This is a genomic window from Cellulomonas sp. NPDC057328 (assembly GCF_042667215.1).
Taxonomy (GTDB): domain Bacteria; phylum Actinomycetota; class Actinomycetes; order Actinomycetales; family Cellulomonadaceae; genus Cellulomonas.
The window spans coordinates 1-26,226 of sequence record NZ_JBHUZW010000010.1; the positions used below are offsets into that span (position 1 = coordinate 1).

The window sequence follows — 26,226 nt, forward strand, 5'->3', positions numbered from 1 at the left end:
GTGGGGGCCTCGTGCGCCCCCCCCCGCCCCCCCGCGGGCGGGCCCCCCGTGCGGGTGGGGGCGGCCGTCGTCGTCCGCGGGACCGGAGCGGTGCGGCGGGCGGCGCCGCGGACCACGGGCGCCGGCGCCGGACCCGGGGTGCCGCGGATCAGGGCGTGGCGTCGCCCGGGCCGCCGAGCGCCGCGACGAGGTCGTGCGGTCGGCGCGTCGAGACGATCCAGTACGGCGTCGGGTCCTGCGGGTCGCGGACCTCGACGCGCACGGCTGTGCCGACCCACGCGCGCAGGCACGCGTAGGCCCGGGCGTCGAGCGCCGGGCCGAGCTCGACCCGCACCTCCTCGCGCGTGAGGGCGCGCGGCTGCGCGACGAGACGGACGGGGATGCGCGCCGTGCCGGCGCGCAGCGTGCCGCGCTCGACCTGGACGACCGGCGTGGTCAGGACGGCGACCGCGAGCCCGCCCAGCACCGCGAGGACCGCCACGACCAGCGCGAGCAGGTCGTCGACGGGCAGCAGCGCCACCCCGAGCACGGTGCCGAACAGCACCACGCCGACCCAGCCCAGCGGGCCGGGCCACAGCCGCTCCCGGAACACGGGACGGGCCGGGGAGGTCGCGGGCGTGGCGGCGGTGCCGTCGGTCTCTGCGGGCATGGCCCCAGGATCTCACCGCCCGCACGGGGGTGGCGTCCCGGCGACCGCGCGGTAGGGTCGGCCCCCGTGACCGAGACCGCCCGCGAGCCCGCGGCGACAGCGGACGCCGGTCCGGGGTCGTCCCACGGCGCCGTGCCGGTGCTGCTGCGCCGGCTGGACCCCGACCTGCCGCCCCCCGCCTACGCGCACCCGGGCGACGCCGGTGCCGACCTGCTCGCCCGGGAGGACGTCGTCCTGCCGCCACTGGGGCGCCGCACGGTGCCCACCGGGATCGCGATCGCGCTGCCGGAGGGGTACGCCGCCTTCGTGCACCCGCGCTCCGGTCTCGCGGCGAGGCACGGCCTCACGGTGCTCAACGGGCCGGGGACGGTCGACGCGGGCTACCGCGGCGAGATCGCCGTGACGCTGCACAACACCGACCCCGAGCACGCCGTCGAGCTGCGCCGGGGGGACCGGATCGCGCAGCTCGTGGTGCAGCGCGTCGAGCACGCCCGGTTCGTCGAGGTCGACGAGCTGCCCGGGTCGGTGCGGGGCGCCGGCGGGTTCGGGTCGAGCGGCGGCTGGGGGCAGGCGACGCCGCGGCCCGGCGACGTGCCGGGCTGATCGGGCGCCCGGACGGAACTACCGTCGTCGTCGACGACGTTCATGATGGACGAGGGCGCGCACCGCGCCGGTCGGAGGAGTGGGGATCGTGGGTCTGTTCCGTCGGGGTCCGAAGAAGGCCGAGGGGTCCGAGGCGGCCGACGTCGTCGAGGCCCCGGCCGCGTCCACGGCCGGGCAGGACGACGCGCCGGCCGACGACGCGCCCGCGCCGACGGCGGGAGCGCCGACCGGGGACGCGGCCCGTGTCGGTCCGTGGGACGCCGGTGACGCGCTGCCCGAGCTCCCGCGCGTCGACCTGGGCGCGATCCAGCTGCCCGGGGTGGCCGGCATGGAGGTGCGGCTCGAGGTCGACAAGGCGACGAACGTCGTCTCCGCCGCCTCGGTGCTGCTCGAGGGCTCGTCGCTGCAGGTGCAGGCGTTCGCCGCACCGCGCACCGAGGGCATCTGGGACGAGATCCGCGAGGAGATCGCGCAGTCGATCACCCAGCAGGGCGGCACCGTCGACGACCTGCCGGGGCCGTTCGGCCGTGAGCTGCTCGCACGCCTGCCCGTCCGGACGCCGGAGGGCCGCACCGGCCACCGGCCGGCCCGCTTCATCGGCGCCGACGGCCCGCGCTGGTTCCTGCGCGGCGTGCTCACCGGCAAGGCGGCGGTCGAGCCCGACGCGGCCCGGGCGCTCGAGGACCTGTTCGGCCAGATCGTCGTCGTGCGCGGCCAGGACCCGCGCCCGCCGCGCGACCTCCTGGCGCTCAAGCTCCCGGAGGGCGCGCCGACGCCGCCCGCACCCCAGGACGCCGGCACGCCCGCCCCGCAGGGTGGCCAGGCGCCGCGCTTCCAGCCCCCGGCGCGGGGCCCCGAGATCACGGAGATCGGATGACGCTCAAGGACCGGGTCCGCAAGGCGCTCGCCTCCCAGGCGGAGATCGAGGCGGACGAGGAGCGCGCGGACGCCCTCAACGTGCCGGGCTGCTGCCCGGTCGACCAGCTGACCGAGCGCACGCGCGCGTCGGTGACGGGCGTGCTGCGCTCGGTGACGCTGCGCCCGCGCGAGGGCGTGCCCGCGCTCCAGGCGGAGCTGTACGACGGGACGGGCACGCTCGAGCTGGTGTGGCTCGGGCGCCGGCAGATCGCCGGCATCGAGCCCGGCCGGCGCCTGCGGGTCGACGGGCTGGTGTGCCGCGTCGACGGGCGCCGCACGCTGTTCAACCCGCGGTACGAGCTGCGTCCGCGGCCGGGGGAGTGACGCCGTGAGCGAGAGCCACCGCGAGCGGCCCGCCGAGGAGGCGTCCCTGCTCGACGCGGCCGACGGCGTCGCACCGCCCGAGGACGGCGGCGCGCGCGGCCTGCGCGCCATCACGGCGGACGAGTTCTCCGCCCTCGACGCCGTGGGCGGCGTCCGCGGCATGGTCGAGGCCGTCGCGCCGGGCCTGCTGTTCGTCGTGGTGTACCTCGCGACCGGGCAGCGGCTGACGCCTGCGCTGGTGGCGGCCGGCGGCGCCGCGGTGCTCGCCGTGCTCGCGCGGCTCGTGCAGCGCACGCCGGTGACGCAGGCGTTCTCGGGCGTCGTCGGGGTCGGCATCGGCGTCGTCTGGGCGTGGCGCACCGGCGACGCGTCCGACTACTTCGCCTACGGGCTCTGGGTCAACGCGGCGTACCTCGTCGGCACGCTCGTCACGATCCTCGTCGGCTGGCCGCTCGTGGGTCTGGTCGTCGGCATGTTCCGGAACGACGGACCGCTCACCGGCGGTCCGTGGTCGGCCGTCGTGGACTGGCGGCAGGACCCCGTGCGTCGCCGCCGGTACGCCCTCGCGACGTGGCCGTGGGTCGGCATGTTCGGGCTGCGGCTCGCGGTGCAGCTGCCCCTGTACTGGGCCGGCGAGGTCGCGTGGCTGGGCACCGCGAAGCTCGCGATGGGGCTGCCGCTGACCGCCCTCGTGCTCTGGCTCAGCTGGATGCTGGTCCGCGGGTCAGGAGCTCCTCGAGAGCAGCCTCGTCCGCGTCACGACCCGTGACGATGAGGAGCTCGTCGCGCCCCTCGAGCGTGTCGTCGGGGCTCGGCGCGATGGGCCGCGCGTCGCGGACGATCGCGGCGAGCACCGTGTCGGCGGGCCACGGCACCTGACCCACGCGCACGCCCGCCAGGGGCGAGTCCTCGGGGAGCGTGAGCTCGAGGATGTCGGCCTTCGACTGGTGGAACGTGAAGATGCGCACGAGGTCGCCGACGGCGACGGCCTCCTCCACCATCGCGGTCATGATGCGGGGCGTGGAGACCGCCACGTCGACGCCCCAGGCGGCGTCGAACATCCACTCGTTCTTCGGGTTGTTGACGCGCGCGACCGTGCGCGGCACGCCGAACTCCGTCTTCGCGAGCAGCGAGATGACGAGGTTCGCCTTGTCGTCGCCGGTCGCGGCGACCATGACGTCGCACTCGTCGGCCCGCACCTGGCGCAGCGTCGGCAGCTCGCACGCGTCGGCGAGCAGCCAGTCCGCGTCCGCGACCTGCGCGATGCGCATGGCCGACGGCTGCCGGTCCACCAGGGTGACCTCGTGCTCGTGCAGCAGCAGCTCGCGGGCGATCGACCGGCCCACGGAGCCGGCGCCGGCGATGACGACCCTCACGCCGTCACCGCCGGGGCCGAGGTGAGCACCCGCTCGACGGCGGGCGCGTCGTCGGCGCGCAGCAGCATGTGCACGGTGTCGTTCTCCTGGAGGACGGTCGCGGCGGTCGGCAGGACGCCGTCGCCGTAACGGGTGAGGTAGGCGACGCGTCCGCCGGACGCGTCCTCGAGCGCGCGGACGGGCAGCCCGACCCAGCCGGGGTGGACGTCCACCTGCGACAGCTGGATCTGGCCGGACGCGTCGCGGTACTCGTCGGTGGTGCCCATGGGCAGCATGCGCCGCAGCACCTGGTCCGCGGTCCACCGCACGGTCGCGACGGTCGGGATCCCGAGGCGCTGGTAGATCTCCGCGCGGTGCGGGTCGTAGATCCGGGCGACGACGTTCTGCACGCCGAACGTCTCGCGCACGACGCGCGCGGCGAGGATGTTGGAGTTGTCGCCGTCCGAGACGGCGGCGAACGCGTACGCGTCGTCGATGCCCGCGGTCCGCAGGGTGTCGCGGTCGAAGCCGAGGCCGGTGACCTTGTTGCCGCTGAAGTCGGCGTCGAGGCGCCGGAAGGCGTCGGGGAACTGGTCGATGACGGCCACGGAGTGCCCGCGGGACTCGAGCGACTGCGCCAGCGTGGCGCCCACGCGGCCGCAGCCCATGATCACGAAGTGCACAGCCGGTCACGCTATACCCGACCGCCCGGGCGCACCGCCGGTCGACGGTCAGGGCATACGATCGCTGATCGTGTCCGACCTCGCTGACGCCGCCAAGCGGCTCGTGCTCGGCCGCCCGGTCCGCAGCGACCGGCTCGGCCACACGCTGCTGCCCAAGCGGGTCGCACTCCCGGTGTTCGCGTCCGACGCCCTGTCGTCCGTCGCGTACGCGCCCGACGAGATCCTCCTGACGCTGTCCATCGCGGGGCTCGCCGCGCTGACGATCTCGCCGTGGGTCGGTCTCGGCGTGGTGCTCGTGCTGCTGACCGTGGTGGCGTCGTACCGGCAGAACGTGCACGCCTACCCCTCGGGCGGCGGCGACTACGAGGTCGCGTCGGTGAACCTGGGGCCGAAGGCGGGCGTGACCGTCGCGAGCGCGCTGCTCGTCGACTACGTCCTGACGGTGGCCGTGTCGATCTCGTCCGGGGCGCAGTACGCCGCGACGGCCGTGCCCGCGCTGCGGGGCCACGAGACGACGTTCGCGATCGGGCTGGTCGTGCTGCTCACGCTCGTGAACCTGCGGGGCGTGAAGGAGTCGGGCACGGCGTTCGCGATCCCCGTGTACCTCTTCATGGCCGCGATGGGCTCGCTCGCCGTGGTGGGCGCGTTCCGGTACTTCACCGGCACGCTGCCGCCCGCCGAGAGCGCCGGCCTCGAGGTCGCCGCCGAGGCCGGGTTCGAGCAGGGGCTCGTGGGCCTCGCCGGCGGCTTCCTCGTGCTGCGCGCGTTCGCGTCCGGCTGCGCCGCCCTCACGGGGGTCGAGGCGATCAGCAACGGGGTGCCGGCGTTCCGCAAGCCGAAGTCGCGCAACGCGGCGACGACGCTGCTCCTGCTCGGCGGGCTGTCGATCACGATGATCATGTCGATCCTGCTGCTCGCGCAGGCCACGGGGGTGCGGTTCACCGACCGGCCCGCGGAGCAGCTGCTGCGGGACGGCGTGCCGGTCGGCGAGAGCTACGTGCAGCACCCGGTGATCAGCCAGCTCGCGGCCTCGGTGTTCGAGGGGCTCGACGTGCTCTTCGTCGTCGTGGCCGTCGTGACGGGGCTGATCCTCGTGCTCGCGGCCAACACGGCGTTCAACGGGTTCCCCGTGCTCGGCTCGATCCTGGCCCGGGACGGGTACCTGCCCCGCCAGCTGCACACCCGCGGCGACCGGCTCGCCTTCTCGAACGGCATCGTGTCGCTCGCGGCCGCGGCGATCGCGCTCATCTGGGTGTTCGACGCCCAGGTCACACGCCTCATCCAGCTGTACATCGTCGGCGTGTTCGTGTCGTTCACGCTCTCCCAGCTCGGCATGGTGCGGCACTGGACGCGCGCGCTGCGGACGGAGCCCGAGCCGCGCGCCCGCGCCCGCATGATCCGCTCGCGCGTCATCAACGCGGTCGGCCTCGGGATGACCGCGACCGTGCTCGTCATCGTCCTGGCGACCAAGTTCCTGCTCGGCGCGTGGATCGCGATCCTCGCGATGGCCGCGGTCTTCGTCGCGATGCAGGGCGTGCGCCGGCACTACGAGCGGGTCCGTGCCGAGCTCGCGCTGGGCGACGACACCCAGGCGGCGCGCGCGCTGCCGAGCCGCGTCCACGCCGTCGTGCTCGTCTCGCACCTGCACCGCCCGACGATGCGGGCGCTCGCCTACGCCCGCGCCTCCCGCCCGCACGTGATCGAGGCCGTCACCGTCGGCGTCGACGCGGACGACGTGGCCGCGCTGCGTGCGCAGTGGGACGCGGCGGACCTGCCCGTGCCGCTCAAGGTGCTCGACTCCCCGTTCCGCGAGATCACGCGCCCGGTGCTCACGTACGTGCGCTCCATCCGGCGCGACAGCCCCCGCGACCTCGTCGTGGTCTACATCCCCGAGTACGTCGTCGGGCACTGGTGGGAGCAGCTGCTTCACAACCAGAGCGCGCTGCGGCTCAAGAGCCGCCTGCTGTTCACGCCCGGCGTCGTCGTGGCCTCCGTGCCGTGGCAGCTCGCGTCGAGCGAGGGGCAGACAGGTCTGGAGGACAGCGTGCGAGGACAGGTGAACCGTGGCGTCTGACACCACGCCCGAGGTGGGCGACGTCGTCGAGGTCGAGGTCGGGCCCGTGGCGCACGGCGGCCACTGCGTGGCCCGGCACGAGGGGCGCGTCGTGTTCGTCCGGCACACCCTGCCGGGGGAGCGCGTGCGGGCACGGCTCACCGAGGCGGGGGAGACCGCGAAGTTCTGGCGTGCCGACGCGGTCGAGGTGCTCGAGGCGTCGCCCGACCGGGTGCCGTCGGCGTGGCCGGAGGCCGGCCCGGGCGGGGTCGGCGGCGGCGAGCTGGCGCACGTCGCGCTGCCCGCGCAGCGGGCCTGGAAGGCGACGGTGCTCGCGGAGCAGCTGCAGCGGCTCGCGAAGGTCGACCTCGCGCCCGAGGTGCGTGCCGCGCCCGGCGACGACGAGCGCGGGGGCCTCGGCTGGCGCACGCGGATCGAGCTCGTCGCCGACGCGACCGGGCGCGCCGGCATGCGCCGGCACCGCTCGCACGACGTGGTGGCCCTGGACGCCATGCCGCTCGCGAGCGACGACATCGCCGCGCTCGACCTGTTCGGCGCGCGCTGGCCCGCGGGCAGCCGCGTGGACGCCGTCGCGCCGGCCGACGGGTCCTCCGCGCTCGTGCTCGTCGACGGCGCGCCGTTCGACCGGCACCGCGGCCGCCCGGACCCGCGCCCCAACGCGCGTGCGGCCGTGCGGGAGCAGGTGCTGCTCGGCGACCGTCGGTACGAGTACCGCGTCGCGGGCGCGGGCTTCTGGCAGGTGCACCGCGAGGCGCCGGCGCTGCTCGTGCGCGAGGTGCTGCGCGGCGTCGGCGACGTCGCGGGCGCGACGGTGCTCGACCTGTACTCGGGCGCCGGCCTGTTCTCGCTGCCCCTCGCCGACGCGGTGGGGGAGTCGGGCCGCATCGTGGGGGTCGAGGGCGACGCGCGCGCCGTGCGGGACGCGCGGCGCAACGCGCACGACCGGCCGCAGGTCGAGCTGCACGCCGGCGACGTCGCGGACGCCCTGCGCGGGCGCGGCGGTGCGCCCGTGGCGGCGCACGCCGACGTGGTCGTGCTGGACCCGCCGCGGACGGGGGCCGGGCGCGGCGTCGTCGACGCGGTCGCCGCGCTCGGGCCCGAGCGGGTCGTGTACGTGGCCTGCGACCCCGCGGCGCTGGCCCGCGACGTCGCGCTGCTCGCCGCGCACGGGTACACGGGCCTCGAGGTCACCGGTCACGACCTGTTCCCGCACACGCACCACCTGGAGACCGTGGCGGTCCTGACCCGCTGACCGGCCCGCACGTCGCTGCGACGGCGGGCCCGGGGAGAGGTCTCGCGGACCCGCCTGCGCAGGCCTAGCGTGGGGACGAGGCCCGTGCCCCGCGGGCCCGGACGACGGGAGTGGACCCATGACCGACTCGCAGGACGCGCGACGCCGGCTCGCGGAGGCCAGCCGGATCGTGACGCAGGAGCTGTACAAGCAGGGCACGCCCGACTACGACCACCGCGCGCACGAGCGGGCGGTGGAGGCGGAGCGCCGGGCGGCCGAGGCCGTGCGGGCCGCCGAGGCCACGTCGCCACGCTGAGGGACCGTGCCACGCTGAAGGACCGTCGCGGGACGCCCCGGACCGGCGGCGGCCCGTCCGCGAGGGGCGGCCCGCACCCCGGGCCGCCCCTCGCGGCGCGCCGGTCACGGCGTCGGCGGCGCGCGGTGCGCGGCGGACCGGGTAGGATCTATCTCGACATCAAGATATCTGGACGGGCGTCGGCTGCCGGTGGCAGCGGCCGCACGTCACGCGGTCGCGCCGCCCGGTCCTAGGCTGGACGCCGGCCGCCCCCGCCGGGCCCCGAACCGCCCGGCCACTCGCCAGCGAAGGAGCCCACGTGAGCAGCGTCGACAGCTTCGGATCGAAGGGAACGCTCGAGGTCGGTGACGACTCGTACGAGATCTTCCGACTCTCCGCGGTCCCCGGTGTGGAGCGGCTGCCGTACAGCCTGAAGATCCTCGCCGAGAACCTCCTGCGCACGGAGGACGGCGCCAACATCACCGCGGACCACGTCCGCGCGATCGCCGGCTGGGACCCGACGGCGCAGCCCGACACCGAGATCCAGTTCACGCCCGCGCGCGTGATCATGCAGGACTTCACCGGCGTGCCCTGCGTCGTCGACCTCGCCACGATGCGCGAGGCCGTCGGTGACCTCGGCGGCGACCCGTCGCGGATCAACCCGCTGGCGCCGGCGGAGCTCGTCATCGACCACTCGGTCCAGATCGACGTCGCCGGCCGTCGGGACGCCTTCGAGCGCAACGTCGAGCTCGAGTACGAGCGGAACCGTGAGCGCTACCAGTTCCTGCGCTGGGGCCAGACGGCGTTCGACGACTTCAAGGTCGTCCCGCCCGGCACCGGCATCGTCCACCAGGTCAACATCGAGTACCTCGCCCGCGGCGTCATGGTCCGCGACGGGCGCGCGTACCCGGACACCTGCGTCGGCACGGACTCGCACACGACGATGGTCAACGGCCTCGGCGTGCTCGGCTGGGGCGTCGGCGGCATCGAGGCCGAGGCCGCCATGCTGGGCCAGCCGGTGTCGATGCTGATCCCGCGCGTCGTCGGCTTCAAGCTGACCGGCACCATCCCGGCCGGCGTCACGGCCACCGACGTCGTCCTGACGATCACGCAGATGCTGCGCCAGCACGGCGTGGTCGGCAAGTTCGTCGAGTTCTACGGCGACGGCGTCGCGTCCGTGCCGCTCGCCAACCGCGCCACCATCGGCAACATGAGCCCCGAGTTCGGCTCGACCGCCGCGATCTTCCCGATCGACGGCGTGACGATGGACTACCTGCGCCTGACCGGCCGGTCCGAGCAGCAGCTCGCGCTCGTCGAGGCGTACGCCAAGGAGCAGGGCCTCTGGCACGACCCGAGCGCGGCGTCCTACGTCGAGCCCGTGTTCTCGGAGTACCTCGAGCTCGACCTGTCGACGGTCGTCCCGTCGATCGCGGGCCCGAAGCGTCCGCAGGACCGGATCGAGCTGTCGGCGGCCAAGGAGTCGTTCGCGACCTCGATCCTCGACTACGTCGACCCGCACGAGGCCGCGTCGTTCACGGGTCTCGACGAGTCCGTCGCCGAGACGTTCCCCGCCTCCGACCCGATCGCCGCCGGCGAGCACGCCGACGGCTCCGACAAGCCCTCGCACGTCGAGGGCGGCGACTCGGCCCGGCGCCCGCACAAGCGCGTCCCGGTCACGCTCGCCGACGGCACGACGACCGAGCTGGACCACGGCCACGTCGTCATCGCGTCGATCACGAGCTGCACCAACACGTCGAACCCGTCGGTCATGCTCGCCGCCGCGCTGCTCGCGAAGAACGCGGTCGAGAAGGGCCTCACGGCCAAGCCGTGGGTCAAGACGTCGATGGCGCCGGGCTCGCAGGTCGTCACGAACTACTACGAGAAGGCGGGCCTCTGGCCGTCCCTCGAGAAGCTCGGCTTCCACCTGGTCGGCTACGGCTGCGCCACGTGCATCGGCAACTCCGGCCCGCTCGCGGACGAGATCTCCGCGACGGTCAACGAGCACGACCTGTCGGTCGTCTCGGTGCTGTCCGGCAACCGCAACTTCGAGGGCCGCATCAACCCCGACGTGAAGATGAACTACCTCGCGTCGCCGCCGCTCGTCATCGCGTACGCGCTGGCCGGCACGATGGACTTCGACTTCGAGAACGAGCCGCTCGGCACCACGGAGGCCGGCGAGCCCGTGTTCCTGCGGGACATCTGGCCCGCGCCGGAGCAGGTGCAGGCGACGATCGACGCGTCGATCGACCGCCAGATGTTCGAGTCGGACTACGCCGACGTCTTCGCGGGCGACGACCGGTGGCGGTCGCTGCCGACGCCCGAGGGCGACACGTTCGCGTGGGACGCCGAGTCGACCTACGTCCGCAAGCCCCCGTACTTCGAGGGCATGGGCGCGCAGCCGGAGCCGGTCACGGAAATCTCGGGCGCGCGCGTGCTCGCGAAGCTCGGTGACTCGGTGACGACCGACCACATCAGCCCGGCGGGCTCCATCAAGGCGGACAGCCCCGCGGGCCTGTACCTCGCCGAGCACGGCGTCGACCGCCGCGACTTCAACTCCTACGGCTCGCGCCGCGGGAACCACGAGGTCATGATCCGCGGGACGTTCGCGAACATCCGGCTGCGCAACCAGCTCGTGCCGGGCGTCGAGGGCGGCTTCACGGTCAACCACCTGACCGGCGAGCAGACGACGATCTACGACGCCTCCGTCGCCTACCAGGACGCCGGCATCCCGCTCGTCGTCCTCGGCGGCAAGGAGTACGGCTCGGGGTCGTCGCGCGACTGGGCCGCGAAGGGCACCCGCCTGCTCGGCGTGCGCGCCGTCATCACCGAGTCGTTCGAGCGCATCCACCGCTCGAACCTCATCGGGATGGGCGTGCTGCCCCTGCAGTTCCCCGAGGGCGAGACGGCCGACTCGCTCGGCCTGGACGGCACGGAGACCTTCGACATCGCGGGCGTCACGGCGCTCAACGAGGGCACCACGCCGCGCACGGTGAAGGTCACCGCGACGAAGGGCGACGGCTCGGTCGTCGAGTTCGACGCGGTCGTCCGCATCGACACCCCCGGCGAGGCGGACTACTACCGCAACGGCGGCATCCTGCAGTACGTGCTGCGCTCGCTCGTCGGCTGACGACGGCGCGGCGGACGGCCCGTCGGCCCCGGCATCCCCGGGGCCGGCGGGCCGTGCCGTTTCCCGGGTGCTCGCGTACGCCCGCGACCGACGGCCGCGCGCGTTGCCGTCAGCGCGCCGACCAGCCGCCGTCCGACGCGATGGTCTGGCCGGTCACCCACGCGGACTCGTCCCCCAGGAGCCAGGCGACGAGCCGCGCGACGTCCGTGGGCCGCCCCCAGCGCCCGCCGGGACTCGCGGCCGCGACGGCGGCCTGCGCGTCCGCATCGGCGTAACCGGTGTCCGTGGGACCGGGGTCGACGCAGTTCACGGTGATGCGGCGCGGGGCGAGGTGCACGGCGAGGCTCTTCGTCACGCCCTGGAGGGCGGCCTTCGACGTGACGTACGGCAGCTCGGCGGGCATGGCGCCGTGGTACTGCCCGGACGTGAACAGCACGATGCGACCGCCGTCGCGGGCGTCGTCGTGCTGCGCCGCGAACGCCTGCGCCAGCAGCAGCGTCGCACGCGTGTTCACCGCGTGGCAGCGGTCGAGCTCGTCGGCGGTCAGGTGCTCGAGGTCCTGCGCGGCGGAGCGCGCGTGGTTGGCGACGAGCGCGTCGACGTGGCCGAAGGCGTCCCGCGCGGCCCGGACCAGCGCGCCCGGTGCGTCGGGCGCGGCGAGGTCGCACGCGACGTGCTCCACGCGCCCACCGCCGGACCGCAGCTCGTCCAGGAGCGCGTCGGCACCACCGGCGTCCGCGCCCCACGGCTGCTCGGCGTCGTGCGGGGACCACGAGTGCAGCAGCACCGCCGCCCCGTCCGCCACCGCACGGCGCGCCAGGGCCGCTCCGATCCCGATCCGCCGGCTGGCACCGGTGATGACGACGACGCGGTCCTGCAGCGGCTGGGGGTGCACGGCGCGAGTCTGGGGCCGTCGGCCGCCCGTGGACGACCTCTTTACGGCTGCGCCGGTCAGCGCCGGTCCGCGGCGACCTGCGCCGCGGCGTGCCGGCCGACCGCGGCCATGAGCGGGTACTCCACCGGGTGGGCGAGCAGGACGGGGACGAGGGCGGCCGCCCAGGCGCGGGCGCGCACCCACGTGGCGTCGTCCCACCCGCGCAGCGCGTCGGTGCGGGCGCGGAACGCCGCGCGGCCCGTCGCGTCGAACGTGAGCCACGCCGTCGCGAGGTCGGACGCCGGGTCGCCGGAGGTGAGGTCGCCGAAGTCGAGCAGGCCCGCCAGGGCGCCGTCCCGGCTCACCAGGTTGCCGGGGTGCGGGTCGCCGTGCAGCCAGACCGCCGGCGCGGCCCACGGCGGGGCCGCGAGCCCGTCGTCCCACGCGGCCCGCAGCGCGTCGACGTGCGGGACGGCGTCGGTGAACCGGGGGGCGACCACCTCGTCGCGCTCGGCCAGCGGCACGCCGCGGTAGGGGTTGGGCGGGGCGTCGGCCGGCGCCGGCACGTGCAGGGCGGCCAGGGCGTCGGCGAGAGCCGTCGCCCACGCCGTGCGCGACGTGGGCTCCGTGGCCGCGGCGACGTCGCCGTGCAGCCACGGCACGACGCTCCACGTCCACGGGTAGCGGTCACCCGGGCGGCCGGCCCGCACCGGGACGGGCAGGGGCACCGGCAGGCGCCCGGCGAGCACCGGCAGCCACCGCTGCTCGCGCTCGACGAGCTCGGACGACAGCGCGCGCACCGGGAACCGCACCGCGAGGTCGTCGCCGAGCCGCCACGTGAGGTTGTCCCAGCCGTTGGTGCGACCGTGCAGGGGCAGGTCGGCGAGGTCGGGGTGCTGCTCGCGCAGGAGGGCCCGGGCGAGGTCCACGTCGACGTCGACCTCGATCAGCGGGTGCCGGGGGAGCGGCGCGGTCACGGGGTGACGGTCCGGGTGTCGTCCCACGGCACGGTCCAGCCGAGGGCGTCGAAGATGCCCGACAGCACGATCGCGGTGAAGCCCCACACGAGCACGTCGCCGTCCAGCTGGAACGCGGGCGTGCGCACGCGCCCGCGCCGGACGGGGTGCACGACGACCGCGCGTCGCGCCGGGTCGAGCAGGTCCGCCACGGGGGCACGGAAGACGTCGACGGCCTCGCGGTGGTCCACGGCCGCGACCGCCGACGGGCGCGTCCACCAGCCCACCACCGGCGTCACGAGGTTGTCGCTGACGGGCAGCGCGATCTCGGCCAGCTCTCCCAGGACGTCGACGCCGCTCGGGTCGAGGCCGGTCTCCTCGACGGCCTCGCGCAGCGCCGCACCGACCGGCCCGTCGTCGTCGGGGTCGATCCCGCCGCCGGGGAACGCGACCTGGCCGGGGTGGTGCCCGAGGGTCGCCGCGCGCCGCTGCAGCAGCACGTCGAGGTCGGCCGGCACGTGCCCGTCCCCGCGCCCGTGGGCCGGCACGGCGTCGAGCACGCCGAAGAGCACGAGCACCGCGGCCCGCCGCACGCGCGCCGGGTCCATGGCGAGGCCCGTCGGGTCGCCCGGCCAGCGCACGCCCGCGCCGACCATGCGACGCAGCTCGGCGCGCGCGTCCGGCGACGCGGTCACCCGCGCGCCCGCACCCGGTCGGCGAACGCGCCGAACGCCTTCTCGGCCGCCGGCACCAGCGTCGGCAGGTGCCGCGCGCCGGCCGCGCGGATCGCCTCCGCCTCGCCGTCGTCGAGGTCGCCCGTCATGTCCGGGGTGGCGAGCCACAGGTCGAGCATGGCCGTGTCGAGCTCGGGGTGGAACTGCAGACCGACGGCGGAACCCGCGCGGAACGCCTGCACCCGGGTGACGTCCGACGACGCGAGCAGGGTCGCGCCGTCGGGGAGGTCGACCTCGTCGGAGTGCCAGTGCAGGACGGTGGGACGCGCGCCGACCGCGCCGAGCGCCGCGACCACCGGGTCGTCCGCGACGACCTCGACCGGCGCGAAGCCGACCTCGTGCGCGGTGCGCCGGTGCAGCCCGGCGCCGAGCGCCAGGGCCAGCAGCTGCGCACCGAGGCACACGCCGAGGACGGGCACGTCGGCGTCGACCGCCGCGCGCAGCAGCGCGCGCTCGGCGGCGAGGCCGGGGTGCCCGGCGACGTCGTCGGCGTCCATCGGCCCGCCCATGACGACGAGGCCCGCCAGCCCGGCGGGGTCCGGCAGCCGCGGCTCGGGCAGGTCGAGGACCGTCCGCACGCGGTGCGGCACGCCGGCCAGCGCGCGGCCGATCAGCCCGGGGCCCTCGTGGGGTGCGTGCGTCAGCACGAGGACGGGTCGCGACCCGCCCCCGGGCTCGCGGACCGGCCCGGTCACCAGCCGTCCGGCAGCGGCCGGCCCTCGTCGTACCCCGCGGCGGACTGGATGCCCACGACGGCGCGCTCGTGCAGCTCCTCGAGCGTCGTCGCGCCGACGTACGTCGCGGCCGACCGCACGCCCGCGGTGATGTGGTCGACGAGGTCCTCCACGCCCGGGCGGCGGGGGTCGAGGTACATGCGCGACGACGAGATGCCCTCCTCGTACAGCGCCTTGCGCGCGCGGTCGAAGGCCGAGCCGCCGCGCGTGCGGGCGGCGACCGCGCGCGCCGACGCCATGCCGAAGGACTCCTTGTACAGGCGCCCCTGGCCGTCGGTGTGCATGTCGCCGGGGGACTCGTGCGTCCCGGCGAACCACGAGCCGACCATCACCTGCGAGGCGCCGGCGGCGAGCGCGAGCGCGACGTCGCGCGGGTGCCGCACGCCGCCGTCGGCCCACACGTGCCGCCCGAGCCGGCGCGCCTCGGCGGCGCACTCCAGCACGGCGGAGAACTGCGGGCGGCCGACGGCGGTCATCATCCGCGTCGTGCACATGGCGCCGGGGCCGACCCCGACCTTGACGATGTCCGCGCCGGCCTCGACGAGGTCGCGCACGCCCGCGGCGGTGACGACGTTGCCGGCGACGACCGGGACCTGCGGGTCGACGGCGCGGACCGCGGCGAGCGCGTCGAGCATCTTGCGCTGGTGGCCGTGCGCGGTGTCGACGACGAGCGTGTCGACGCCCGCCTCGAGGAGCGCGGCCGCCTTGGCCTTCACGTCGCCGTTGATGCCGACGGCCGCGGCGATGCGCAGCCGGCCCTGCGCGTCCAGCGCGGGCGCGTAGATCGACGAGCGGAGCGCGCCGACGCGCGTGAGGACGCCGACGAGCCGGCCGTCGCGCACGACGGGGGAGAACCGGCGCCGCTCGCGGTGCAGCTGCTCGTACGCGTCCTCGAGGCCGCGCGCGCCGTGCTCCTCCACGACCGCGAGGTCGAGCGTCGTCGGGTGGGGCGTCATCACCTGCTCGACCTGAGTGAAGAGGTCGACGCCGCGGCAGTCCGCCTCGGTGACGACGCCGACGGGACGCCCGTCGTCGACGACCACGGCGGCGCCGTGCGCACGCTTGGCGATGAGCGTGAGGGCCGCGTGCACGGTGTCGTGCGGGCCGACGACCGTCGCGGTCTCGACCACGGCGTGGCGACCCTTGACGTCGGCGACGACCTCGGCGACCACCTCGGTCGGGATGTCCTGCGGCAGGACGGCCATGCCGCCGCGGCGCGCGATCGTCTCGGCCATGCGGCGGCCGGCGACGGCGGTCATGTTGGCGACGACGAGCGGGACCGTGGTGCCCGTGCCGTCGGCGGACGTCAGGTCGACGTCGAAGCGGGAGGTGACCTCGGAGCGGGACGGGACGAGGAAGACGTCGCCGTACGTGAGGTCGGAGGTGGGCGCGTGGCCCGGGAGGAAGCGCATGGGTGTCCCCTTTCCGACGCAGTCTACCCGGCACGGGCCGGTCGGGACCGGCGCCGGTATCGTCCGGCGCATGCTCGTCGCGCTCACCGGCATCGGCCTGTCCGCGGCCGCGGGGCTCAACGCCTACGTGCCGTTCCTGGTCGTGGCGCTGCTGGCCCGCCTCACGGACGTCGTGCACCTGCCCGAGGCGCTCACGTGGATGGAGAGCTGGTGGGCCATCGGCGTGGGCGCGGTGCTGCTGCTCACCGACGTCGTGCTCGACAAGGTGCCGCTCGTCGACACGGTCAACGACGCCGTGCAGACGGTGATCCGCCCCGCGACGGGCGGCGTCGTCTTCGCCGCCACGGCGGCCGCGGAGGACCTCGAGGGCTCGACCTGGGTGCAGGACCACCCGTGGGTCGCGGTTGTGGTGGGCGTCGTCGTGGCCGCGCTGGTGCACGCGGGCAAGGCGACCGCGCGCCCGGTGGTCAACGCCACCACGGGCGGCGTCGGGGGACCGGTCGTCTCGACCGTGGAGGACGGCGTGTCGGTCGGCCTCAGCCTCGTGGCGGTCTTCCTGCCGGTGCTCGTGGTGGTGGTGCTGGGTCTGCTGGTCGCGGCGTTCGTGGTCGTCCTGCGCCGCCGGCGTCGCCGCGCGCAGCCCACGGGCCGGCCCGGGTCGCCGCCCGCCGTGCCCTGAACGGCGCCCACGCACCCCGGACCTGCACCGTGCCGCGACAGAGCCGCCACTGAGCCGACACTGAGGCCGCACGCCGGCGGGACGACCCCGCGCCCGCGGACGCCTAGACTGATCGGTCACTGAGGACGTCCCGTCGCCGCGCGGCAGGGTCGCCGCACCGGGAGGAGACCTCGTGGGACTGCTGGACCGCATCACGTCGCCGCAGGACGTGCGTGCCCTGCCCGCGGGCGACGTCGACCGCCTCGCCGCGGAGATCCGCGACTTCCTGGTCGAGCAGGTCTCCCGCACCGGCGGTCACCTCGGTCCGAACCTCGGCGTGGTGGAGCTGACGATCGCGATGCACCGCGTGTTCGAGTCGCCGCGCGACACCATGGTCTTCGACACGGGCCACCAGGCGTACGTGCACAAGCTGCTGACCGGCCGCCGCGACTTCTCGGCGCTGCGTCGCCGCGGCGGGCTGTCCGGCTACCCGAGCCGGGCGGAGTCCGAGCACGACGTCGTGGAGAACTCGCACGCGTCGACGGCGCTGTCGTGGGCGGACGGGATCGCCAAGGCGCGCCAGCTGCGCGGCGAGGCCGACCGGCACACGATCGCGGTGATCGGCGACGGCGCGCTCACGGGCGGCATGGCGTGGGAGGCCCTCAACAACATCGCCGCGGACGCGGACCGCCGGCTCGTCGTCGTCGTGAACGACAACGGCCGCTCGTACGCCCCCACGATCGGCGGTCTCGCGCAGCACCTCGACGCGCTGCGCACGACGCGGCGGTACGAGTCGATGCTGTCGTGGGGCAAGTCGACGCTGCGCCGCTCCGGCCCGCCCGGGCGGCTGGCGTACGAGGCGCTGCACGGCATCAAGAAGGGCATCAAGGACGTCGTCGCGCCGCAGGGCATGTTCGAGGACCTGGGCCTGAAGTACATCGGCCCGGTGGACGGCCACGACGAGCCGGCGGTCGAGACGGCCCTGCGCCGCGCGAAGGCGTTCGCCGGCCCCGTGATCGTGCACGTCATCACCGAGAAGGGCCGCGGCTACACGCCGGCCGAGCAGGACGTCGCGGACCGGTTCCACGCCGTCGACCGGATCCACCCCGAGACGGGCCTGCCGCTGGCGCCCTCCCGGTTCGGCTGGACCAGCGTCTTCGCCGACGAGATCGTGCGCATCGGCCGCCGGCGCCCCGACGTGGTGGCGATCACCGCGGCGATGCTGCAGCCCGTGGGCCTCGCGCCGTTCGCCGAGGAGTTCCCGGACCGCGTGTTCGACGTCGGGATCGCCGAGCAGCACGCCGCGACGTCGGCCGCGGGCATGGCGTACGGCGGGCTGCACCCGGTCGTCGCGGTGTACGCGACGTTCCTCAACCGGGCGTTCGACCAGGTGCTCATGGACGTCGCGCTGCACCGTGCCGGCGTCACGTTCGTGCTCGACCGCGCCGGCATCACCGGCAACGACGGTGCGAGCCACAACGGCATGTGGGACATGGCGATGCTCTCGGTCGTGCCCGGGCTGCGGCTCGCGGCGCCGCGCGACGAGGCGACGATGCGGGCGGCGCTGCGCACGGCGGTGGACGTCGACGACGCCCCGACGGTGGTCCGCTACCCCAAGGGCGCGATGGTCGACCCGGTCCCGGCGCTGGACGAGGTCGACGGCGTGGACGTGCTCGCGCGGCACGACGGCGAGGGCCGGCGCGTCCTCGTCGTCGGCGTCGGGCCCATGGCCACGACGGCGCTCGCGACCGCCGACATACTCGCGGGGCACGGGCTCGCGGTCACGGTCGTCGACCCGCGCTGGGTGCTCCCGGTGCCGGCCGCGCTCGTCAAGCTGGCGGGCGACCACGACCACGTCGTCACGCTCGAGGACGGGCTGGTCGACGGCGGCGTGGGCGCCATGCTGGGGCAGCGGGTGCGGGAGGCGAACGTCGTGACGCCGGTGCAGTCGGTCGGCGTGCCGTCGACGTTCCTCGACCACGCGTCGCGGGACGAGATCGTCGACGCGCTGCGCCTGCGCCCGCACGACGTCGCCGCCGACGTGCTCACCGCGCTCGCCGCCCACGGCTGACGGCTCGCCGCCCACGGCTGACGGCTCGCCGGCACGGCCGGCACGGGCCGGGACCGAGGTCCCGAGACATCCCACCACCGCGCTCCTAGCGTCGAGGTATCGACCCCGCCACACCAGGAGCGTCAGATGTCCCTCACCGCCGTGCCCCGCGACCGCAGCGACACCGCCGTACCGGCGGCCTGGCAGGGCTTCGTCACCGGTCCGTGGACCGACACCGTCGACGTCCGCGACTTCATCCAGCGCAACTACACGCCGTACACCGGTGACGCGAGCTTCCTCGCCGGCCCCACCGCCCGCACCACGGGCATCTGGGAGAAGCTCAGCGCGATGTTCCCCGCCGAGCGCGAGAAGGGCGTCCACGACGTCGACCCGACGACGCCGTCCACGATCACGTCCCACGCGCCCGGGTACATCGACCGCGACGAGGAGGTGATCGTCGGCCTGCAGACCGACGCGCCGCTCAAGCGCGCGATCATGCCGAACGGCGGCTGGCGCATGGTCCAGACGTCGCTGGAGACCTACGGCTACGAGGCGCCGCAGGAGATCGTCGACATCTTCACCAAGTACCGCAAGACCCACAACGACGGCGTCTTCGACGTGTACCCGCCGAACGTCCGCGCGGCGCGCAGCTCGCACATCATCACGGGCCTGCCCGACGCCTACGGGCGCGGCCGCATCATCGGCGACTACCGCCGCGTCGCCCTGTACGGCGTCGACGCGCTGGTCGCCGCGAAGAAGCTCGAGAAGGCGTCGCTCGACATGGAGCGCTCGGTCGAGGACGTCATCCGCGACCGCGAGGAGCTGGCGGAGCAGATCCGCGCCCTCGGGGAGCTCAAGCAGATGGCGGCGTCCTACGGCTTCGACATCTCCGAGCCGGCGACCACGGCGCGCGAGGCCGTGCAGTGGCTGTACTTCGCGTACCTGGCCGCGGTGAAGGAGCAGAACGGCGCCGCGATGTCGCTCGGCCGCACGTCGACGTTCCTCGACGTGTACCTGCAGCGCGACCTCGGGTCGGGCGCCCTCACCGAGGAGCAGGCCCAGGAGATCGTCGACGACTTCGTCATCAAGCTCCGGATCGTGCGGTTCCTGCGCACGCCGGAGTACGACAACCTGTTCTCGGGCGACCCCACGTGGGTGACGGAGTCCATCGGCGGCATCGGCGAGGACGGCCGGCCGCTGGTCACGAGGACGTCGTTCCGCTACCTGCAGACGCTGTACAACCTGGGCCCGGCGCCCGAGCCGAACATGACCGTGTTCTGGAGCGAGCGGCTGCCCGAGGGATTCAAGCGGTACTGCGCGCAGGTGTCCATCGACACCTCGGCCGTGCAGTACGAGTCGGACGAGCTCATCCGGGCCTCGTGGGGCGACGACGCGGCCATCGCGTGCTGCGTGTCCCCGATGCGCGTCGGCAGGCAGATGCAGTTCTTCGGCGCCCGCGTGAACCTCGGCAAGGCGCTCCTGTACGCGATCAACGGCGGCCGCGACGAGGTCACGGGCAAGCAGATCGCGCCGGTCACGGCCCCCGTGGACGGCGAGATCCTCGACTACGACGACGTGCTGGCGAAGTTCGACCGCACGATGGACTGGCTCGCCGAGACGTACGTCGACGCGCTCAACTGCGTGCACTACATGCACGACAAGTACGCGTACGAGCGCATCGAGATGGCCCTGCACGACCGCACGGTGCTGCGCACCCTCGCCTGCGGCATCGCCGGCCTGTCCGTCGTCACGGACTCGCTGTCCGCCATCAAGTACGCGAAGGTCCGCGCGCTGCGCACCGCCGACGGGCTCGTCACCGAGTACGCCGTCGAGGGCGACTTCCCGACGTACGGCAACGACGACGACCGTGCCGACGACATCGCGGTGTGGATCGTGCGGCGCTTCATGGAGAAGATCCGGGCGCTGCCGACGTACCGCGACGCGCTGCACACGCAGTCCGTGCTGACGATCACATCGAACGTCGTGTACGGCAAGGCCACCGGCTCGACCCCGGACGGGCGCAAGGCCGGCGAGCCGTTCGCGCCCGGTGCCAACCCGATGAACGGACGCGACACGCACGGCATGCTCGCCTCGGCGCTGTCGGTGGCGAAGCTGCCGTACGCGGAGGCGCAGGACGGCATCTCGCTGACCTCGTCGATCGTCCCGTCCGGCCTCGGCCGCACGAAGGACGAGCAGGTGGGCAACCTCGTCGGCCTGCTCGACGCGTACGTCCTGTCCTCGGGCTACCACATGAACGTCAACGTGCTGAACCGCGAGACGCTCGTGGACGCCATGGAGCACCCGGAGAACTACCCGCAGCTGACGATCCGCGTGTCCGGCTACGCCGTGAACTTCGTCCGCCTGACGCGCGAGCAGCAGCTCGACGTGCTGTCGCGGACCTTCCACGGCGCGGTCTGACCCCGGACGGCGGAGGCCATGATGACCACGACCACCACGGAGCGGGCCGGCGCGCCGGTCGTCCCGCTCGGCACGCCGCTGGTGGGCGGCTCGCACACCCGCACGCACGGTCACGGCACCGCCGGCCTCGAGCCCACGGAGACGGAGCGGGCGGAGCGGCTGGCGGCGGTCCGGGAGGGCCGGCTCGGGTCGGTGCACTCGTGGGAGCTCGTCACCGCGGTCGACGGCCCGGGCACGCGCCTGACGGTGTTCCTGTCCGGCTGCCCGCTGCGGTGCCTGTACTGCCACAACCCCGACACGATGGAGATGCGCCGGGGCACGGACGTCGCTTCCGACGAGATCCTCGCCAAGGTCGCCCGGTACCGCGGCGTCTTCCGCGCGACGGGGGGCGGGCTGACGATCAGCGGCGGCGAGCCGCTGATGCAGCCGGCGTTCGTGCGTCGCCTCGTGGCCGGCGCGGCCGCCATGGACGTGCCGGTCGCGATCGACACGTCCGGCTTCCTCGGCGCGCACGCGACCGACGCGATGCTCGACGACGTCGACCTCGTCCTCCTCGACGTGAAGTCGGGCCTGCCGGACACCTACCGCCGCGCGACGGGCCGCGAGCTGCAGCCGACGCTCGACTTCGGCCGCCGCCTCGGCGCCCGCGGCACGCGGATGTGGGTGCGCTTCGTCCTCGTCCCGGGCCTCACGGACGCCCCCGAGAACGTCGCGGCCGTCGCCGACCACGTCGTGTCGTTCGGGCCGGCGGTCGAGCGCGTCGAGGTGCTGCCGTTCCACCAGATGGGCCGCGACAAGTGGGCGGAGCTGGGCATGCGCTACGAGCTCGGCGACGTCGAGCCGCCGTCGCGCGGGGCCACGGAGGCGGTGCGGGACGTCTTCCGTGCGCGGGGGCTGACGACGTTCTGAGCGTCAGAATGCGCTGACGTCCGCGGGCGCGCGCTGCGGGCGGCTGAGGGTGCGCACGAGGGCCGCCTGGCCGTGCCGGCGCACCGCGAGGTCGGTGAGGGTGTGCAGCACCGGGACGACGGCGCCCGCCGGGAGTTCGGGCGTGGGCAGGTCCACGCTCGAGGCGAGGTCGTCGGCGTGCACGACCATCTCCAGCAGCCGCGTCACGAGGAAGTCGTCCGTGGCCATCGCCGCACCCGTCCACGGGACCAGGACCGTGCGCGCCGCGCCGGCGAGGGCGGCGTCGAGGCCGGCGAGGGTCGCCGCGAGCATGCCGTCGACCGCGGCCGGTCCCTCGGCGGCGGCCTCCTGCGAGCGGGTCCGGACCCCGACGTTCGACGGCCCGTCGAGGTCCTCCTGGATCCACACCGCGTTGCCGTAGTGCGCGTCGACGGTCACGAGCGGCGCGTCGGGCGCGGGCGCGGGTGCGGTGAGCACCTCGACGACGCGACGGGGCTGCAGGGCGAGGTGGTGTGCGAGCGCACCGACGCTCATGCCCGCGCAGGACGACTCGGCGTCCCACGAGTCGACGACCTCCGGCCGCGCGACGAGCGCGGCGACCTCGTGCGTCGCCGCCACGACGGCGGAGCGGTCGAGGGCGTCGGCGAACGTCAGGGGCGGCAGCGTCACGGTCACGGCGTCACCCTGGCGCAGCACCGCGCGCCGTCGCAAGCACGTCCTGGGAGGCCCTGGGCGGACACCCCGCCGCGAGGTCGCGGGAACGTGCCGAGGTCGCGGGGAGGACGGACGTGCGTCGACGTCAGCGACCGGGGACGTTCGCCACGCCGTCCGGGAGGAGGCGGCGGCCCAGCACGCGCTCGCTGTAGCCCGTGCGGTCCAGGTACGGCGTGATCCCGCCGAGGTGGAAGCCCCACCCGGCGCCGAGGATCATGCAGAGGTCGACCTGCTGCGGCGTCGCCACGACCCCCTCGTCGAGCATGTGCCCGATCTCGACCGTGAGGGCCGTGAGGACGGCGTCGAGCACGCCGGCCTCGTCGTGTGGCGTCCCCTGCGCCGGCGTCTCGCGCGCCGCGTCGAACACCGCCTGCACGGCCGGGTCGACGCGCTTGGGCAGCCCCTTGGCGGGCGCCGGCCGCACGACGGACGTGCCGTCCGCGACGAGCTTCTCGAGCCCGGGGGAGCGCGGGAACCGGTCGCCCAGGTCCTCGCGCAGCGACGTCAGCACGTGCAGCCCGACGGCCGGTCCGACGAGGTCGAACAGCTCGAACGGTGGCATCGGCAGGCCCAGCGGGTCGAGCGCGCGGTCCGCGACCTCGACGGGCGTGCCCTGCTCGACCGCCTCGACGATCTTCCCCAGCAGCAGCACGAGCAGCCGGTTGACCACGAACCCGGGCCGGTCCGCCACGAGGACGGCCGTCTTGCGCAGCGTCTGCGCCACGGCGAAGCCCGTCGCGAGCGCCGCGTCGGACGTGCGCTCGGCGCGCACGACCTCGACGAGCGGCATCGCACCCACCGGGTTGAAGAAGTGCAGGCCGACGACGCGCTCCGGGTGCTGCAGGTCGGCGGCCATGCGGGTCACGGACAGCGCGGAGGTGTTCGTCGCCAGCACCGTGTCGGGGCCGACGACCTGCTCGAGCTCCGCGAACACGCGCTTCTTCAGGTCGAGGACCTCGGTGACGGCCTCGATGACGAGGTCGCAGCCCGCGAACACCGACAGCTCGGTCGAGCCGGTGACGGACGCGGTGATGCGGGCACCCGCGTCCGACGTCATCCGGCCCGACGTGACGAGCCGCTCCACCTGCTGCCGCACCGCGGCGAGGCCGTGGTCGACGCGCGCCTGGTCGATGTCCCGCAGGACGACCGGCACGCCGAGCCGCTGCGCGAAGAGCACGGCGATCTGCGACGCCATGAGGCCCGCGCCGACGACGCCCACGCGCGTGACGGGCTGCGCGAGCGACCGGTCCGGGGCGCCCTCGGGCTTCTTGCCGCCCGACACCAGCCCGAACGCGTACACGCTCGCGCGCATCTCGTCGCTCATGATGAGGTCGGCGAGCGCCTCGTCCTCGGCGGCGTACGCCGCGTCGACCTCCGTGTCGCGCGCTGCGGCGAGCAGCTCCAGCGCACGGTACGGCGCCGGGCGTGAGCCGTGCACGGTCGCGTCCAGGCGCTCGCGGGCGGCGGCCGTGACCGCCTGCCACGTCGCCGCGTCGTCGAGCGGACGGCGCTCCACGACGACCGTGCCGTCGAGCACGCGCGCCGCCCACCGCACGGACTCCTCGAGGAAGTCCGCCGCGTCGAGCACGACGTCGACGAGCCCGGCCTGCGCGGCCTGCGCCGCCGTGTACGGCTTGTTCGCCGCGGGGCGCGTGAGCACGACCTCGAGCGCCTTCTCGATGCCGACGAGCCGCGGCACCCGGTACGCCCCGCCCCACCCGGGCACGAGCCCGAGACCCGTCTCCGGCAGCGCCAGCGCACGGACGTCGGCGGCGGCCGTCCGGTAGTCGCACGCGAGGGCCAGCTCGAACCCGCCCCCCAGGGCGGCGCCGTTGACGAACGCGAACGTCGGCACGCCCATGTCGTTCAGCAGCCGGTACGCGGCATGCCCCCCGCGCCCGAGCTCGAGCGCCTGCTCGCGGCTCGTCACGCCCGCGACCTGCGTGAGGTCCGCGCCGGCGGCCAGGTAGTACGGCTTGCCGGTGACGGCGACCGCGGCGACCTCGCCGGCGTCCACGCGCTCGCGGACCGCGGTGAGCGTGGCGGTCAGCTCCGCGACGCCCTGCGGGCCGAACGTCGTCGGCTTGGTGTGGTCGAGGCCGTTGTCGACCGTCACGAGGGCGAGCGTGCCGAGCCCACCGGGCAGGCGGACGTCGCGGACGTGCGCGTGCGTGACGCGCTCGGGGCGGGGTGCGGGCGTGCTCGTGCTCATCGCGCGTCCTCCGTGAAGTGGGGGTTCTCCCAGACGACCGTGCCGCCCTGACCGAGGCCGACGCACATCGTCGTCAGCCCGTAGCGGACCTCGGGGCGCTCCTCGAACTGCCGGGCGAGCTGCGTCATGAGGCGCACGCCGGAGGAGGCCAGCGGGTGGCCGACGGCGATCGCGCCGCCGTAGGGGTTCACGCGCGGGTCGTCGTCGGCGATGCCGAACGCGTCGAGGAACGAGAGCACCTGCACCGCGAAGGCCTCGTTGATCTCGATCAGCCCGATGTCGTCGATCGTCAGGCCGGCGCGCGCGAGCGCCTTCTCCGTCGCCGGCACGGGCCCCAGGCCCATGACCTCGGGCTCGACGCCCGCGTACGCGAACGACACCATGCGCATCCGCACCGGCAGCCCGAGCTCCTCGGCGACGTCCTCCGCCGCGAGCAGGCACGAGGCGGCGCCGTCGGTGAGCGGCGCCGACGTGCCCGCGGTGACGCGCCCGCCGGGACGGAACGGCGTCGGGAGCCCGGCGATCGCCTCGACGGTCGTGCCGGGACGCGGCGGCTCGTCGGCCGTCGCGAGGCCCCAGCCGTGCTCCGGGTCGCGCAGCGCGACGGGCACGAGGTCGGGGTCGATCCGGCCGGCGGCCAGCGCCGCGGCGTACTTCTCCTGGCTGGCGACGCCGTACGCGTCGGCGCGCTCGCGGGTCAGCCCGGGGAAGCGGTCGTGCAGGTTCTCCGCGGTGACGCCCATGTTGAGCGCGTCGGCGGCGACGAGCCGCTCGGCCATGAACCGCGGGTTCGGGTCGGCGTCGAAGCCCATCGGGTGGTGGCCCATGTGCTCGACGCCGCCCGCGATCGTGACGTCCTGCGCGCCGACGCCGATCGCGGCGGCGGTGGTGGTGACGGCGGTCATCGCGCCCGCGCACATGCGGTCGATCGCGAAACCGGGCACGGTCGGCGGCAGCCCGGACAGCATCGCGACGGTGCGGCCGAGCGTGAGCCCCTGGTCGCCCTGCTGCGTCGTCGCGGCGAGCGCCACGTCGTCGACGCGCTCCGGCGGCAGCTGCGGGTGGCGGCGCAGCAGCTCGCGGACGGTCTTCACGGCGAGGTCGTCGGCGCGCGTGTGGGCGTAGAGGCCGTCCTTGCGGGCGCGGCCGAAGGGGGTGCGCACGCCGTCGACGAACACGACGCGGCGGACGGTGGGCGGGGACGAGGTCGGCATCGGTCCTCCTGCGGGACGGCGGTGTCCGGTGGGCGCCCGGCGGGGCCCGGGGCGTGCAGGGACCATCGTCCCCGGACGCGCG

General features: G+C 74.9%; 23 protein-coding genes. 12 read left to right on the top strand and 11 right to left on the bottom strand.

What is annotated here, in order from left to right; all coding sequences use genetic code 11:
• Nucleotides 1-148: 148 nt before the first annotated feature.
• Nucleotides 149-649, bottom strand: coding sequence for a DUF3093 domain-containing protein (locus ACFUMH_RS03350; RefSeq protein ID WP_378200379.1), 501 nt, complete (start codon nucleotides 647-649; stop codon nucleotides 149-151).
• Nucleotides 650-715: 66 nt separating this feature from the next.
• Here ACFUMH_RS03350 and dut point away from each other — a divergent pair, with 66 nt between their 5' ends.
• The 4 genes from dut to ACFUMH_RS03370 all read left to right on the top strand — a co-directional run bounded on the left by dut (nucleotide 716) and on the right by ACFUMH_RS03370 (nucleotide 3,263).
• Nucleotides 716-1,252, top strand: a complete 537-nt coding sequence (dut, locus tag ACFUMH_RS03355; protein ID WP_378200381.1) for a dUTP diphosphatase — start codon at nucleotides 716-718, stop codon at nucleotides 1,250-1,252.
• Between the two features lie 88 nt (nucleotides 1,253-1,340).
• Nucleotides 1,341-2,129 carry a DUF3710 domain-containing protein gene (locus ACFUMH_RS03360; protein WP_378200384.1) on the top strand — a complete coding sequence of 263 codons (789 nt, stop codon included), beginning with the start codon at nucleotides 1,341-1,343 and terminating at the stop codon, nucleotides 2,127-2,129.
• Nucleotides 2,126-2,494, top strand: a complete 369-nt coding sequence (locus tag ACFUMH_RS03365) for an OB-fold nucleic acid binding domain-containing protein (protein WP_378200387.1) — start codon at nucleotides 2,126-2,128, stop codon at nucleotides 2,492-2,494. Before ACFUMH_RS03360 ends, ACFUMH_RS03365 begins: the two co-directional genes overlap by 4 nt.
• Before the next feature lie 4 nt (nucleotides 2,495-2,498).
• Complete coding sequence (locus ACFUMH_RS03370) at nucleotides 2,499-3,263, top strand: DUF3159 domain-containing protein (RefSeq protein ID WP_378200390.1); 765 nt, start codon at nucleotides 2,499-2,501, stop codon at nucleotides 3,261-3,263.
• Here the strand turns inward: ACFUMH_RS03370 and ACFUMH_RS03375 are convergent.
• Nucleotides 3,196-3,870 (bottom strand): potassium channel family protein, encoded by a 675-nt coding sequence (locus ACFUMH_RS03375; protein ID WP_378200394.1) that lies wholly within the window; start codon nucleotides 3,868-3,870, stop codon nucleotides 3,196-3,198. The two genes, ACFUMH_RS03370 and ACFUMH_RS03375, sit on opposite strands and share 68 nt — an antisense overlap.
• Complete coding sequence (locus tag ACFUMH_RS03380; RefSeq protein WP_378200546.1) at nucleotides 3,867-4,517, bottom strand: potassium channel family protein; 651 nt, start codon at nucleotides 4,515-4,517, stop codon at nucleotides 3,867-3,869. Before ACFUMH_RS03380 ends, ACFUMH_RS03375 begins: the two co-directional genes overlap by 4 nt.
• An 85-nt stretch (nucleotides 4,518-4,602) precedes the next feature.
• Between ACFUMH_RS03380 and ACFUMH_RS03385 the strand changes: the two genes are divergently transcribed.
• The 4 genes from ACFUMH_RS03385 to ACFUMH_RS03400 all read left to right on the top strand — a co-directional run bounded on the left by ACFUMH_RS03385 (nucleotide 4,603) and on the right by ACFUMH_RS03400 (nucleotide 11,259).
• The gene (locus ACFUMH_RS03385) at nucleotides 4,603-6,606 is read left to right on the top strand and encodes an APC family permease (protein WP_378200396.1); all 2,004 of its coding nucleotides are present in this window, start codon (nucleotides 4,603-4,605) and stop codon (nucleotides 6,604-6,606) included.
• Complete coding sequence (locus ACFUMH_RS03390; RefSeq protein WP_378200399.1) at nucleotides 6,596-7,858, top strand: class I SAM-dependent RNA methyltransferase; 1,263 nt, start codon at nucleotides 6,596-6,598, stop codon at nucleotides 7,856-7,858. Before ACFUMH_RS03385 ends, ACFUMH_RS03390 begins: the two co-directional genes overlap by 11 nt.
• Before the next feature lie 118 nt (nucleotides 7,859-7,976).
• Nucleotides 7,977-8,153, top strand: coding sequence for a translation initiation factor 2 (locus tag ACFUMH_RS03395; protein ID WP_378200402.1), 177 nt, complete (start codon nucleotides 7,977-7,979; stop codon nucleotides 8,151-8,153).
• 298 nt (nucleotides 8,154-8,451) lie between these two features.
• On the top strand, nucleotides 8,452-11,259 hold the full coding sequence (locus ACFUMH_RS03400; RefSeq protein WP_378200405.1) for an aconitate hydratase: 2,808 nt from the start codon (nucleotides 8,452-8,454) through the stop codon (nucleotides 11,257-11,259).
• Between the two features lie 109 nt (nucleotides 11,260-11,368).
• Here ACFUMH_RS03400 and ACFUMH_RS03405 read toward each other — a convergent pair whose 3' ends face one another.
• The 5 genes from ACFUMH_RS03405 to ACFUMH_RS03425 are packed head-to-tail and all read right to left on the bottom strand — an operon-like array spanning nucleotide 11,369 to nucleotide 15,969.
• Nucleotides 11,369-12,154, bottom strand: a complete 786-nt coding sequence (locus tag ACFUMH_RS03405; protein WP_378200408.1) for an SDR family oxidoreductase — start codon at nucleotides 12,152-12,154, stop codon at nucleotides 11,369-11,371.
• Between the two features lie 56 nt (nucleotides 12,155-12,210).
• The gene (locus ACFUMH_RS03410) at nucleotides 12,211-13,110 is read right to left on the bottom strand and encodes a phosphotransferase (protein ID WP_378200411.1); all 900 of its coding nucleotides are present in this window, start codon (nucleotides 13,108-13,110) and stop codon (nucleotides 12,211-12,213) included.
• Entirely contained in the window at nucleotides 13,107-13,745 is a 639-nt protein-coding gene (locus tag ACFUMH_RS03415; protein ID WP_378200549.1) for an NUDIX hydrolase, read from the bottom strand. The genes ACFUMH_RS03410 and ACFUMH_RS03415 overlap by 4 nt, the downstream gene beginning before the upstream one ends.
• Before the next feature lie 35 nt (nucleotides 13,746-13,780).
• Entirely contained in the window at nucleotides 13,781-14,518 is a 738-nt protein-coding gene (locus tag ACFUMH_RS03420; protein WP_378200414.1) for a type 1 glutamine amidotransferase, read from the bottom strand.
• Nucleotides 14,515-15,969, bottom strand: a complete 1,455-nt coding sequence (locus tag ACFUMH_RS03425; protein WP_378200417.1) for a GuaB1 family IMP dehydrogenase-related protein — start codon at nucleotides 15,967-15,969, stop codon at nucleotides 14,515-14,517. Before ACFUMH_RS03425 ends, ACFUMH_RS03420 begins: the two co-directional genes overlap by 4 nt.
• 70 nt (nucleotides 15,970-16,039) lie before the next feature.
• On the opposite strand from ACFUMH_RS03425, the gene ACFUMH_RS03430 reads away from it, so the two are divergent.
• The 4 genes from ACFUMH_RS03430 (at nucleotide 16,040) to pflA (ending at nucleotide 22,004) form a co-directional block, all read left to right on the top strand.
• Nucleotides 16,040-16,648, top strand: coding sequence for a DUF4126 domain-containing protein (locus ACFUMH_RS03430; RefSeq protein WP_378200420.1), 609 nt, complete (start codon nucleotides 16,040-16,042; stop codon nucleotides 16,646-16,648).
• Nucleotides 16,649-16,820: 172 nt separating this feature from the next.
• A complete protein-coding gene (gene dxs, locus ACFUMH_RS03435) occupies nucleotides 16,821-18,698 on the top strand; it encodes a 1-deoxy-D-xylulose-5-phosphate synthase (protein ID WP_378200424.1) in 1,878 nt (625 codons plus the stop codon).
• 126 nt (nucleotides 18,699-18,824) lie between these two features.
• Entirely contained in the window at nucleotides 18,825-21,095 is a 2,271-nt protein-coding gene (gene pflB, locus ACFUMH_RS03440) for a formate C-acetyltransferase (RefSeq protein ID WP_378200427.1), read from the top strand.
• A 21-nt stretch (nucleotides 21,096-21,116) separates the two neighbouring features.
• Nucleotides 21,117-22,004: a pyruvate formate-lyase-activating protein gene (gene pflA / locus ACFUMH_RS03445; RefSeq protein ID WP_378200430.1), complete on the top strand. Its 888-nt coding sequence runs from the start codon at nucleotides 21,117-21,119 to the stop codon at nucleotides 22,002-22,004.
• Nucleotides 22,005-22,007: 3 nt separating this feature from the next.
• Here the strand turns inward: pflA and ACFUMH_RS03450 are convergent, their stop codons facing one another.
• The 3 genes from ACFUMH_RS03450 to ACFUMH_RS03460 all read right to left on the bottom strand — a co-directional run bounded on the left by ACFUMH_RS03450 (nucleotide 22,008) and on the right by ACFUMH_RS03460 (nucleotide 26,144).
• Nucleotides 22,008-22,679, bottom strand: coding sequence for a maleylpyruvate isomerase N-terminal domain-containing protein (locus tag ACFUMH_RS03450; protein ID WP_378200433.1), 672 nt, complete (start codon nucleotides 22,677-22,679; stop codon nucleotides 22,008-22,010).
• Between the two features lie 124 nt (nucleotides 22,680-22,803).
• On the bottom strand, nucleotides 22,804-24,930 hold the full coding sequence (locus ACFUMH_RS03455; protein ID WP_378200436.1) for a 3-hydroxyacyl-CoA dehydrogenase NAD-binding domain-containing protein: 2,127 nt from the start codon (nucleotides 24,928-24,930) through the stop codon (nucleotides 22,804-22,806).
• Complete coding sequence (locus tag ACFUMH_RS03460; protein ID WP_378200439.1) at nucleotides 24,927-26,144, bottom strand: thiolase family protein; 1,218 nt, start codon at nucleotides 26,142-26,144, stop codon at nucleotides 24,927-24,929. The genes ACFUMH_RS03455 and ACFUMH_RS03460 overlap by 4 nt, the downstream gene beginning before the upstream one ends.
• Nucleotides 26,145-26,226 lie beyond the last annotated feature (82 nt).

Coding starts and splice junctions, on each gene's coding strand:
- ACFUMH_RS03350 (WP_378200379.1), bottom strand. CDS start 649: ATGCCCGCAGAGACCGACGGCACCGCCGCCACGCCCGCGACCTCCCCG.
- ACFUMH_RS03365 (WP_378200387.1), top strand. CDS start 2,126: ATGACGCTCAAGGACCGGGTCCGCAAGGCGCTCGCCTCCCAGGCGGAG.
- ACFUMH_RS03380 (WP_378200546.1), bottom strand. CDS start 4,517: ATGGGCTGCGGCCGCGTGGGCGCCACGCTGGCGCAGTCGCTCGAGTCC.
- ACFUMH_RS03395 (WP_378200402.1), top strand. CDS start 7,977: ATGACCGACTCGCAGGACGCGCGACGCCGGCTCGCGGAGGCCAGCCGG.
- ACFUMH_RS03415 (WP_378200549.1), bottom strand. CDS start 13,745: ATGGTCGGCGCGGGCGTGCGCTGGCCGGGCGACCCGACGGGCCTCGCC.
- ACFUMH_RS03425 (WP_378200417.1), bottom strand. CDS start 15,969: ATGCGCTTCCTCCCGGGCCACGCGCCCACCTCCGACCTCACGTACGGC.
- ACFUMH_RS03430 (WP_378200420.1), top strand. CDS start 16,040: ATGCTCGTCGCGCTCACCGGCATCGGCCTGTCCGCGGCCGCGGGGCTC.
- pflB (WP_378200427.1), top strand. CDS start 18,825: ATGTCCCTCACCGCCGTGCCCCGCGACCGCAGCGACACCGCCGTACCG.
- pflA (WP_378200430.1), top strand. CDS start 21,117: ATGACCACGACCACCACGGAGCGGGCCGGCGCGCCGGTCGTCCCGCTC.
- ACFUMH_RS03455 (WP_378200436.1), bottom strand. CDS start 24,930: ATGAGCACGAGCACGCCCGCACCCCGCCCCGAGCGCGTCACGCACGCG.
- ACFUMH_RS03460 (WP_378200439.1), bottom strand. CDS start 26,144: ATGCCGACCTCGTCCCCGCCCACCGTCCGCCGCGTCGTGTTCGTCGAC.